General features: G+C 71.1%; 8 protein-coding genes. 4 read left to right on the forward strand and 4 right to left on the reverse strand.

All coding sequences use genetic code 11. The features are described 5' to 3' along the window. Positions 1-1,844: glycoside hydrolase family 3 protein (locus VFW79_RS12095; RefSeq protein ID WP_329677540.1), on the reverse strand; the 1,844-nt coding region annotated here is incomplete at its 3' end. A 189-nt stretch (positions 1,845-2,033) separates the two neighbouring features. On the opposite strand from VFW79_RS12095, the gene VFW79_RS12100 reads away from it, so the two are divergent. After that, a complete protein-coding gene (locus VFW79_RS12100) occupies positions 2,034-2,429 on the forward strand; it encodes a VOC family protein (protein WP_329677541.1) in 396 nt (131 codons plus the stop codon). A 42-nt stretch (positions 2,430-2,471) separates the two neighbouring features. Here the strand turns inward: VFW79_RS12100 and VFW79_RS12105 are convergent, their stop codons facing one another. Continuing rightward, complete coding sequence (locus VFW79_RS12105; RefSeq protein WP_329677542.1) at positions 2,472-3,638, reverse strand: cation:proton antiporter; 1,167 nt, start codon at positions 3,636-3,638, stop codon at positions 2,472-2,474. A 272-nt stretch (positions 3,639-3,910) separates the two neighbouring features. Between VFW79_RS12105 and VFW79_RS12110 the strand changes: the two genes are divergently transcribed. Continuing rightward, positions 3,911-4,144 (forward strand): hypothetical protein, encoded by a 234-nt coding sequence (locus VFW79_RS12110; protein ID WP_329677543.1) that lies wholly within the window; start codon positions 3,911-3,913, stop codon positions 4,142-4,144. Between the two features lie 16 nt (positions 4,145-4,160). Next, positions 4,161-4,919 carry a class I SAM-dependent methyltransferase gene (locus tag VFW79_RS12115; RefSeq protein WP_329677544.1) on the forward strand — a complete coding sequence of 253 codons (759 nt, stop codon included), beginning with the start codon at positions 4,161-4,163 and terminating at the stop codon, positions 4,917-4,919. A gap of 437 nt (positions 4,920-5,356) precedes the next feature. On the opposite strand, the gene VFW79_RS12120 is transcribed toward VFW79_RS12115, so the two are convergent. Further along, the gene (locus VFW79_RS12120; RefSeq protein ID WP_329677545.1) at positions 5,357-8,821 is read right to left on the reverse strand and encodes an HYR domain-containing protein; all 3,465 of its coding nucleotides are present in this window, start codon (positions 8,819-8,821) and stop codon (positions 5,357-5,359) included. Between the two features lie 417 nt (positions 8,822-9,238). Beyond that, entirely contained in the window at positions 9,239-10,207 is a 969-nt protein-coding gene (locus tag VFW79_RS12125; protein WP_329677546.1) for a transcriptional regulator, read from the reverse strand. A 93-nt stretch (positions 10,208-10,300) separates the two neighbouring features. On the opposite strand from VFW79_RS12125, the gene VFW79_RS12130 reads away from it, so the two are divergent. Continuing rightward, positions 10,301-11,449, forward strand: coding sequence for an epoxide hydrolase family protein (locus VFW79_RS12130; RefSeq protein WP_329677547.1), 1,149 nt, complete (start codon positions 10,301-10,303; stop codon positions 11,447-11,449). Positions 11,450-11,581: the final 132 nt, after the last annotated feature.

The following is an 11,581-nucleotide window of genomic DNA, read 5'->3' on the forward strand; positions in this document are numbered from 1 at the left end:
TTGTAGTAGACCGGCAGCTGGCCGACGTGCTCCGCGAACGACACAGGCAGCCGTCCGGTCGGCTCGATCAGCCCGAGGGCGAGCTCGGCGATCGCCCGGCCGCCGCGCATGCCGGGGTTGGCGGCCCACACGATGCCGGCCGCGCGTCGAGCCGACGGCGGCAGCACGAGCGGCTTGGAGGCGATGACCACGACGACGAGCGGCGTGCCCGTCGAGGCCAGGGCGTCGAGCAGGGCGACCTGGCCCCCGAGGAGGTCGAGCGTCGCGGTGGACCTGCCCTCGCCGACGAGCTCGATGCGGTCGCCGACCACGGCGACGACCCAGTCGGCGCCCTGGGCGGCTGCCACCGCGTCGGCGATCAGCGCGGCGTCCGGCGCGGCAGGCACGGCGAACGGAGGTCGCGGCTGACCGTCGGGGAAGACGTCGCCCTCAGGGTCGGCCCCGATGGTGACGATGTCGGCACCGCGGGCGTGCGTGACCATCCAGCTGGCGGGGACGTGGGCGCGGAACCCGTCGAGGACGGTCTCGGTCATCTCGCGCGGCTGGCCGTCGGGCAGCCAGTCCACCTGGCCGCTGTTGCCGGCCCAGTCCCCGAGCTGGGTGTGCGGGTCGTCCGCGTTGGGGCCGACGACGGCGATCGTCCGCGGCGCCCCGTCGCCGCCGCTTGCTCGTCCCGCGTCGTCGGGCACGAGGCTCTGCCCGAGAGGGAGTGTGCCGTCGTTCGCCAGGAGCACGAGCGAGCGGCGCGCAACCTCCAGGTTGAGGTCGGCATGCTCCCGGCAGCCGATGACGACCGCCTGCCGGGCGGCATCGGGGTGCCGGGGGTTCTCGAAGAGGCCGAGCTCGAGCTTCAGCGTCAGGATCCGCCCGACGGCCGCGTCGATCAGCGCCTCGTCGAGCATGCCGCGGCGCACAGCCTCGAGCGCCCCGTCGAAGAACTGAGGGGTCGTCATGATCATGTCGTTGCCGGCCCGTACAGCCGCGGCGGCGGCGTGCGCATGGTCGGGCTGGGTGTGCTGCTCCCAGACCATGCGACCGACGTTGTCCCAGTCGGTCACGAGCGTGCCGGTGTAGCCCCACTCGCCACGCAGGACGTCGTTCAGGAGCCAGTCGTTGACCGTGATCGGCACCCCGTCCATCGACTGGTACCCGAGCATGAACGTCCGGCAGCCCTCCCTGGCGACGCGCTCGAACGGCGGCAGGAACCATGAGCGCAGCTTGCGGCGGGAGAGGTCAGCCTCGCTGGCATCGCGCCCGCCCTGCGTCTCGGAGTACCCGGCGAAGTGCTTGGCAGTCGCGAGGATCGCCGTCGGGTCGCTCAGGCCGTCGCCCTGATACCCGCGAACCATCGCCGAGGCGAGCTCCCCGATGAGGAAGGGGTCCTCACCGAACGTCTCGCTCACCCGCCCCCAGCGCAGGTCACGGGTGATGCACAGCACCGGCGAGAAGGTCCAGTGGAGGCCCGTCGCGGCCACCTCGACGGCTGTCGCACGTGCGGCCTGCTCGAGAAGGCTCGCGTCCCATGTGGCCGCCATGCCGAGCTGGGTGGGGAAGATCGTCGCGCCCTCCCAGAACGAGTGGCCGTGGATGCAGTCGTCGGCGACCAGCAGCGGGATCTGCAGACGCGTCCGCGCGGTCAGCTCGTGACCCTGGCGCACGCGCTCGGGCGAGGTGTGCAGGATCGAGCCGACATGCAGGTCCATCACCAGGTGCTCGACCCCGTCCTGGGAGTTGAGCTGCAGCATCTGGCCGACCTTCTCCTCGAGCGTCATGCGCCCGACGAGATCGGCGACGCGGTCCTCGACCGCGAGGGTGGGGTCCCGGTAGGGGAGCAGATCGGTCACGGGATCATCCGTTCAGGAGGCGCGGCACACGGACGCCGCGAGGGCACGCATCGAATCGATCCGTACAGGTCTGGCCTGGAACTCTACAACGCGAGCCTGCCGTGCCAGGCCCGCGGCGGACGGCGTCACGAGGTCGCGGCGACGCGTCCGTGCCAGACTTGTCGAGGTCCTCGAACGAAGGAGATCACCATGTCCCGTGTCGTGCACTTCGAGATCCACGCCGACGACGTCGAGCGGGCCAAGTCGTTCTACGCGGCCGTGTTCGACTGGTCCTTCGCGGACTTCGGGGAGGTGACCGGCTCGACCTACTGGGGCATCACGACCGGCCCGGAGGACGAGCCCGGCATCAACGGGGGCCTGCTCCAGCGGCCCGCGCCCACCCCAGGGGCAGGCCTGGGCGCCAACGCGTTCGTCTGCACGATGGGCGTCGGCGACTACGACGAGACCGAACGTCGCATCCTCGCTGCGGGCGGGCAGGTCGCGATGCCGAAGATGGCGCTGACCGGCATGGCGTGGCAGGGCTACTACCTCGACACCGAGGGCAACACGTTCGGGATCCACCAGCCCGACACCTCTGCGGCGTAGTCCCAGCAGGGTCGATTCGCCGCCGGCTGGTCACCGCGGCGCTCACCCGCTGGGGTGCGTCGTCGCCGGGACGGCCGGCTCCCCGCCTGGTCGAGGTCCGAGCAGTCGCGCGGCGACCGCGGCGACCGCGATCGTCACGAGTGCACCGAGGAGCAGTGCCGCCGGCTCGCCGTCGACGAGGAGGTGGGAGCTCCCGCCGAGCGTGGCCGCGGCGACCGGCACACCGAGCTGCGCCGAGGCGAGCATGCCCAGGGCGAGCGGCTGCCCTGTCGCGCGCGGCGCCAGGTGGGTGATCGCCGCGCCGACGCCGAGAGCCACGCCGAGTCCGATCAGCGCCGGGCGTCGTCCCAACGCGTGCAGATCGAGCGAGGCACCCAGCCAGACGAAGAAGAGCGGTCCGAAGAAGCCCTCGGTCACGCCGAACAGCTGCCGGGCCAGCCGTCGGGGTTCGCCGACGGCTGCGACAGCCATGCCGGCCGCGAAGCCCGCGAGCATGACCGAGACGCGGCCGGCCTCCGCGATCGCGGCGAGGCCGAACAGCCCCGCGAGGCTGACGCGGAGCTCGAGGGCGAACTTGCGTCGCTCCGACAGGTGGTGCACCGAGGCGCGCCACCCGCGGCGTTCACTCGCTCGCAACGCCGCCCACAGGACGAGCGCGCAGGCGAGGACGACGCCTGCCCCGAGCGCTGCCCGGCCGGCACGGGCCGGGTCGATGGCCAGCGGGAGGGCCACGATGCAGGCGGCGTCGGCGACGGCGACCTGGGGGAGGAGGGGGAGTGCGGGGCCGTCGGTGAGGTGGAGCGAGTCGACGATGGGCAGGACCAGCGCCGCCGACGACGACGACAGCAGGACTGCGTAGAGCAGCGCGTGCCGGGTGCCGAAGACGGCGGCGAGCCCAAGTGCGACCGGAACCGACGCCACCCCCACGACGGCAGCGCGCAGCAGCCCCACGGGGAGGACCTGCCGCAGCCGCAGATCACGCATGGGAACGTGCGAACCGGCGACGAACATCACGAGCGCGAAGCCGATCGTCGCCATGAACGTCAGGGTGGGGTCGTCCGCGTGGACCGCACCCGCCATCATCGGGCCGAGCACCACGCCCGCCGCCAGCTCGCCGACGACGACCGGCAGACCGAACCGCCGGGACACCGCGAGGAGCGGGCCGGCCAGGCCCGCGAGGCAGACGAGCGCGAGCAGCCCGAAGGTCATGGCGCGCGGCGACCGGAGGTCGTTCCGGTGGCGTCCGCCAGCCGGCAGGGGATGTCGCTCGCGGCCGGGAAGTCGTGCTCCTCCGGCTCGTCCTTCCAGGTCACCTGGCTCATGCGCCCATGCTCCTCGCTGGGGGCGGGTGCGACCACAGGCGGCGGCCACCCCAGGGGCCTTGCCGGCGAGCTGCTGTGCGGCGAGACTTCACGTGGGCCACCTCGTGCCGCTCCGTCGCCCGTCGACGTCCCGTGCGTGGGAAGGGAAGTGCGTCTCGCATGACTCCGCTGGAATGGGCTGGCGTCGTCGTCCTGGTCGTCGTCGTGGTCGGTGCTGGACTCCGCTCGGTCCGGCACCGGGTCGATCGCCGGCAGCCCGACGCGAGCGGCACAGACAGAGCCCACGGCGAGGATGCCGCTCGCGCCGAGGCGCTGGCGCAGATCTCCCGAGACATCGAGCGGGGTCGAAGTGCCGGACGGGACTTCACGTCCCAGCAGGGCACCTTCCTGTAAGCGGCATGGTTCGGCGATGAGCTTCGACGTCGCTGCCGAGTCCTACGACCGGTTCATGGGCCGGTTCTCCCGTCCGCTCGCGCCCGTTCTCGCTGACTTCGCCGACGTGCGGTCGGGCCAGCGCGCCCTCGACGTGGGTTGCGGGCCCGGCGCGCTGACCGGCGAGCTCGTGAGGCGCCTGGGGGCCGATGCGGTCGCCGCGGTGGATCCGTCGGCGCCCTTCGTCGCCGCACTCGCCGAGCGCTTCCCGGGCGTGCAGGTCGCATCGGCGGTGGCCGAGCACCTGCCGCACCCCGACGCCTCCTTCGACCGGACGCTCGCCCAGCTGGTCGTGCACTTCATGAAGGATCCCGTCGCGGGCGTCAGGGAGATGGCACGGGTGACGCGGCCGGGCGGCGTCGTGGCGGCCTGCGTCTGGGACGAGTCGTCCGACGCCGGGCCCCTGCATGCCTTCTACCGGGGGTTCGCCGAGGTCGTACCCGACGTCGAAACCGAGCGCGGCCTCGTGGGGGTCCGCGAAGGCGACCTGGCGGCCGTCTACGAAGCGGCGGGCCTCACCGGCACGGTCGCGCGGGCCTTGCGCCTGACTGTTCCGTTCGCCTCGTTCGACGAGTGGTGGGGGCCGTTCACGCTCGGCGCCGGACCGGCCGGCGCCCAGCTGGCCACGCTGGACCCCGGCCGCCGGGAGGATGTGCGCCTGCACTGCCGCGCGCTCCTGCCGGCCGGTCCGTTCGAGGTGGATGCGACCGCGTGGGCCGTGCGCGCCGTTGTCTGATCCGAGACCGCCGGCTCCCGATCTGACCGGGAGTCGCGTCGCCGGTGTGCGGCATCGGTCATGGCGCGCACGCGGACACCTTCGGCACGGGCGTCCTGGGCCGCGGCGTCGTCGCCTGTGAGCATGAAGGCGTACGCGACCAAGGAGGGCCCGCGCTCTCGGACCAGCCGGGCCAGCCGTTCGTCCCCCATGGTGCTGCCTCTCCGCTGCTCCCGTCGTCACATCCTTGTGCTCCGTTGACGTCTGCGGCCTCGGTTTGGTTGTGTCTGATCCGGAGTTCACCCAGGCCGGGGCTGGCTAGAGACGAGGGCGCATGGCATCGGGGGGGATGCACGCTCGCCACGGCGCGCCCAGGATCTCGATCAGTCCGTGGGGCGGGTCGGACTCTCCGTGGGAGGCGTCTCTGGCTGACCTCCCACGGAGAGCGGTGTCCGGCGCTACTTCAGCTGGAACGTCGCGGAGTGGGACGTCCCATCTGTCAGTCCGATGGTGATGGTGTAGCAGGTCCCCGGCTTCTTCGGGGACTGCCAGTTGTAGATGAACTGGTGCGCGGTGGAGTCGTAGCGCAGCTGGGTGCCGCCCGTGGCATACACCTCCAGGTCATCCACCAAGGCACCGGTCGAGCACATCGCGACGCCGGAGGTGGTCTTGCTCACGATGGTCAGGTCCGACACGTAGCCGCCGGCCTGGTTCGAGATCTGCCACTTCATCGGTGCCGTGGAACCTGCCTTCATCCCGTTGAGGATCGCGTTGTCCACCGGGGCGAAGAATCCGGTCCAGTCGAAGCGCACGGTGACCTTGAAGGTTCGCGCCGCGGAGTTGCCCGACACGTCGGTCGCCGTGCAGGTCACCACCGTCTCGCCCGGCTTGAACAGACTGCCCGACGGTGGGGCGCAGACAGCCAGGCTGCTGCCTCCGACAGCGTCGGTGGCGGTCGGCGCGGCGAACGTGACCACTGCTCCGGCCGCCGACGTGGCGAGCGTGGCGATGTTCGCGGGCACGCTGACCACGGGCGCTGTGGTGTCGACGACGGTGACGGTGAAGCTTCCGGTTGCGGTGTTGGCGTGGGCGTCGGTGGCCGTGCAGGTCACCGTGGTGAGTCCGAGCGGGAAGGTGGCTCCGGCGGCCGGTGCGCAGGTCGGGGTGAGTGTGCCGTCCACGAGGTCGGCGGCGCTCGAGGCGTAGGTGCCCTGAGCCCCGTTGGCGCTGGTGGCTTCCAGCGTCATGTTGACCGGCACGGTGACTGTTGGTCTGGTCGTGTCCTGCACGGTGACCGTGAACGACTGGGACGGCGAGATGTTGCCGTGAGCGTCGGCCGCCGAGCAGGTGACCGTGGTGTTCCCGAGCGGGAAGGTGACGCCGCTGGCGACCGGGTCACCTCCTGCGGTGCAGGTCGGGGTGACGGCGCCATCGACGAGGTCGGTGGCGGTCGCGGTGAAGGTTGCCGGTGCGCCGCTGGGGGCGGTGGCCTCGAGCGTGGTGTCCCCGGAGACAACCAGCGCCGGTGCGGTGCGGTCGAGCACGGTGACGGTGAATCCGCCGACGCCCTTGTTGTGATGGACGTCGTAGGCGGTGCACGTGACCACGGTCGCGTCCCCGAGGTGGAAGACGCTCCCGGAGGTCGGGTCGCAGCTGGCCGGGAGAGGCCCGTCGACCAGGTCGGTCGCGCTGACGCCGGCCCAGGACGCTGTCGCGCCGTCGGGGCTGGTGGCTTCCTCAGTGATGTTGCCCGGGACGGCCAGGGCCGGACCGGTGCTGTCGTGCACGACGATGGTGAATGTCGAGCTGCCGGTGTTGTGGGCGGAGTCCGTGGCCGAGCACGTGATGGTGGCCACGGTGTCGATGGCGAAGGTCGACCCGGAGGTCGGGTCACAGGTGACTGTGGGGGAGCCGCTGACTGCGTCCGTGGCGGTCGGTGCGGTGAAGCTGACGACCGCGCCGTCCGGGCCGGTGGCCTCCGGGGTGATGTTCTCCAGAACGCCGACCAACGGAGCGATCGTGTCAGCAACCGTCACGATGAAGGTCTGGTCACTGGCGTTGCCGCGAGTGTCGGAGGCGACGCAGGTGACCGTCGTGGTGCCGAGCGGGAACGTGCTCCCAGAGCCGAGTCCGGAGCCCGACGCGCACGAGACCGCGCGATCCCCGTCGACGAGGTCGACGGCTGTCGGTGACGCGAACGTCGCGACGGTTCCGTCGGCGCTGGCCGCTTCCAGAGTCTGGTCACCAGGGCCGGCGCTGAGGACAGGAGCGGTGGTGTCGACGACGGTGACGGTGAAGCTGCCGGTCGTGGCGTTGGCGTGGGCATCGGTGGCCGTGCAGGTCACGGTCGTGGTGCCGATCGCGAAGGTCCCGTTGGCGGGATCGCACGAGGTGGCGACACTGCCGTCGACGAGGTCGCTGGCGAGCACGCTGTAGGCGATGTCACTGCCGGTGGACTTGGTGGCTTCCTCGCTGATGTCGCCCGGCAGCGTCAGCACGGGTCCCGTCGTGTCCGTGACCGTCACGGTGAAGTTGCCCGGGGTGGTGTTGCCGTGAGCGTCGGTGGCCGTGCAGCTGACCGTGGTGTCGCCGACCTGGAAGACGCTGCCGGTCGGGTAGTCGCACGTCACCGAGACGGTGACGTCGACGACGTCGGACGCCGTCGCCGCGTACGTGAGGGTCGCGCCGCTGGGGCCGGTTGCCTCATGAGGCGCCACGGTCGGCAGCGTGAGGGTGGGCGCTGTCGTGTCCTGGACGGTCACGCTGAAGAGACCCTGCACCTGGTTGGCGCGGGCGTCTGTCGCCGTGCAGCCGACAGTCGTCGTCGTGATCCCGAAGGTGGTCGCCGAGGCCGGGGTGCAGGTCGGGGTGATGGCGCCGTCGACGCTGTCGGTGGCGGAGGCGGAATACGTCACCGATGCACCGTTGGGACCGGTCGCTTCTGTCGTCGAGCTGGGAGGGAGTGTCAACAGCGGCGGGGTCGTGTCCTGGACAGTGACCTGGAACTGCTTGGTGTCCTGGTTGCCCGCGACGTCAGTAGCGGTGCAGCCGACCAAGGTCGCGCCCAGTGGGAAGGTGGTGCCGGAGGTGAGCCCGCCGGTTCCGGAGCACGCAACGGCGGGCGAGCCGTCCACCGCGTCGGTAGCTGATGCGCTCCAGGTCACCACGGCGCCCGAGCTGCCCGTCGCCTCCGCGGTGAGATCACCGGGCACCGTCAGAGTCGGCTTCGTGGTGTCCACGACGGTGTACGCGGCCGCGGTTGTCGAGGTGAGTCCACCCGTGTCGGTGGCGGAGCAGGCTGCGGTCTGGCTGCCGAGGCCGTAGCTCGTCAGCGTGCCAGCGATGGCGCTGAGGGTGGCGGCGAAGGTGCGCGCCGCGTCGTGGTCGTCGGTGACGTTGCACATCGCCGCCGGCACCGAACCGTGCTCATAGCTGGCGCCCTGGAGGACGCCGGTCACGGTCACCGTGGGCGGCTGATTCGGGCTGACCACGTGGAGGGTGAAGTTCGCGGCTGCCGTCGTGAAGAGGGAACCGGTCTTGCCGCCGGTCGCGGAGGCCGTGACCGAGAAGTCACCGGGTGACGACGCCGAGAAGGTGACGGACTTCGCTGTGCTGCAGTCGGTGAAGATCAGGGCCGAGGGGGAAGCCGTCACGTTCGCAACCGGCAGGATCGTGACCGTCACGCCACCGCCTGGTTTCGTCTGCGCATTGCAGCCCTGCAGGTCGCCGACCGGGTTGTTGTCCGCGGCGAGCGTGTAGCTGACGGAAACCCCCACCCCCGTGTCTGTCCAGACACTCTTCGACCCGTCTCCCGCGACGACTGCGTTCGTCACGGTGACGGTGTCCGCCAAGGCGGGCACTGGCACGGCGACCACGGCGGCCACTGCCAGCATGGTGGCGCCGACTCTCCAGCTGAGCTTCATGGGAATCCTCCTCGTCGGACCAGGAAGACTCGGGTCCCCCATAGCTCGCAGACTGGCACGAACGGGGCAAAGCGGGCATGGGCTGAACGGGTGCCGGCGGCGTTCTGACGGGGTGAAGTCTGAGCTGCGCGACCGTCACACCAGCCACCCTGGCGGACAACAGTCCTGGGCCTGCGATGGGGAACAACCGCGGGCCATCTCACTCACTGGCAGCCGCGTGGTCCGATTTCCAGCTACGGCGAGCGCGGGACGGCGAACGACCACTACCTGACCGCGACCCTGGATGCGGCCACCTGGGGAGCGGAGCTGGCGGTCACGAGGGCCCGGCCGGATCGAGGGGATCAACGACCGACCCACCGCACAGCGTGCCCGAGGATCGCCCCGGCAGGGCGCACGTCGCCGTGCGGACCCGACCCGTCATGCGTGGAGGCCCGCCGCACGTGCGTAGCGGCGCGCAAGTCGGGCGAGGTGGTCGACCAGTGCAGGGTTGTCGAGGACGTCGACGTCAGCGTCGAGCATGCCGACATACAGCGCGAGCGTCTCGAGCGATTCCGCGCCGCTGCTGACGAGGCAGGTGTGGTCGTCGACCTCCTCGATCGGTCCGACTGCAGCCGGCAGCCGCTCCGCGACCTCGGCGGCCGACGCGTACACCCTCAGCCGCACCCGGTGCCTCCACGCGGCGGCCGAGACCCCGCGCGCGACATAGACGGCCAGGTCGTCGGACGGCGGATCGCGCGGCGCGAACCGGGGACCGTTGGGGATCTTCAGCGTCATCCGATCGATCCGGAAGGTGCGCCATTCGCGACGGTCGACATCCCACGCGACGAGCAGCCAGCGGCGCCCCCACGTCACGAGCCGATACGGCTCGACCCGGCGACGTGTGGTCGCGCCGTCGTGCGACACATAGTCGAAACGGAGCTGCTCCCGGTCGCGGCAGGCTGCTGAGATGGTGCTCACGACCTGCGCCTGCACGGTGGGGACTGCGTGGTCGGGCGGTATCGCGACCGTGAACGAGTGCAGTGCTGCGACCCTCCGGCGCAGTCTCGACGGCAGCACCTGCTCGACCTTCGCGAGGGCTCGTTGCGAGGCCTCCTCGACGCCGGCGATCGACGCGCTCGCGGCCGCGCGCAGCCCGACGGTGACCGCGACGGCCTCCTCGTCGTCGAGCAGCAGCGGTGGCAGCGTCGCTCCGGCCCCCAGCCGGTAGCCACCGATCGCACCGCGGTTCGCGATCACCGGATAGCCCAGCCCGCGGAGCCGGTCGACGTCGGCGCGCACGGTCCGGGTGCTCACACCGAGTCGGGCCGCCAGCTCCGGTCCGGTCCAGGGCCGGGGCATCTGCAGCAGGGACAGCAGGCGCAGCATCCGCGCCGAGGTGTCGGCCATGTCGATCATCCTCTCTCGAATCAGGAACGAAACCGTCCTGATTCGATTCGACGATGGTGCCGTCAGAACCTCTACGACACGGGAGCACTGGTCATGACCACCGACATCGTCCCCTTCACGCTCGCCACCCCGCAGGAGTCCCTGGACGACCTCCGCGACCGGCTCGCCAGGACTCGCTGGCCCGACCAGATCCCCGGCCTCGGCTGGTCGCGCGGGGTCGAGATGTCCTACCTGCGCGAGCTCGCGGACTACTGGCTCAACGAGTTCGACTGGCGCGCCCAGGAGGCCGATCTGAATGCGTTCCCGCAGTACACGACGACGATCGACGGGACACAGATCCACTTCCTGCACGTGCGGTCCGCGAACCCCGACGCGACACCGCTCCTGCTGGTCCACGGCTGGCCCGGCTCGGTCATCGAGTTCCTCGACCTCATCGAGCCGCTCACGACGCCCGCCGACCACGACGCCCGGGCCTTCCACGTCGTCGTCCCGTCGATGCCGGGATTCGGGCTCTCCGGCCCGACGCCGGACGCCGGCTGGGACTCGGGTCGGATCGCCACCGCGTTCGCCGAGCTGATGCGCCGGCTCGGCTACGACCGCTACATCGCCCAGGGCGGCGACTTCGGCGCGTTCGTCGCACCCGACCTCGGTCGCGTCGATCCCGAGCACGTCATCGGCGTCCACGTGAACGCGGCGACCTTCGGCTTCATCCCGTTCGGCCAGGTCGACGACGACGTCGCCGCCACGTTGACCGACGTCGAGCGTGACCGGCTCGGGCGGCTCGCGACCTACCTGAGCGACGGCAACGGCTACTTCCAGATCCAGGCCACCCGCCCGCACACCATCGGCGTCGCCCTCAACGACTCGCCGGTCGGACAGCTGGCCTGGATCGTCGACAAGTTCAAGGAGTGGACGTACCCGTCGACCGAGCTGCCCGAGAAGGCGCTGAGCCGCGACCGGATGCTCGCCGACGTCACGCTCTACTGGCTCACCGGGACTGCCACGTCGTCCGCGCAGATCTACTACGAGAGCATGCACAGCGGGCGCTGGCCAACACCGTCGACCGTCCCCACGGGCGTCGCGGTCTTCGCCGAAGACGTCGCGATCCGCCGGTTCGCCGAGCCGCTCAACGCGATCGTCCACTGGAGCGACATCCCCGAGGGCGGCCACTTCGCCGCGATGGAGCGTCCCGGACTCCTGGCCGCCGACCTGCGCGCGTTCGCGACCGTGCTCGCGGCCTGACGCCCGGCGCGATGCGGCCCCGAGATGGTCGCGTCTTCGGGGGCCGGCTGAGCACGTGAGACGGCCGCCGTCGCGCCGATTCAGCCGCGCAACCGGTCCACGGTCACGAAGCCGTACCCCGCGGTGCGCAGG

The sequence above is a fragment of the Cellulomonas sp. genome (assembly GCF_036279715.1).
Lineage (GTDB): Bacteria > Actinomycetota > Actinomycetes > Actinomycetales > Cellulomonadaceae > Cellulomonas_A.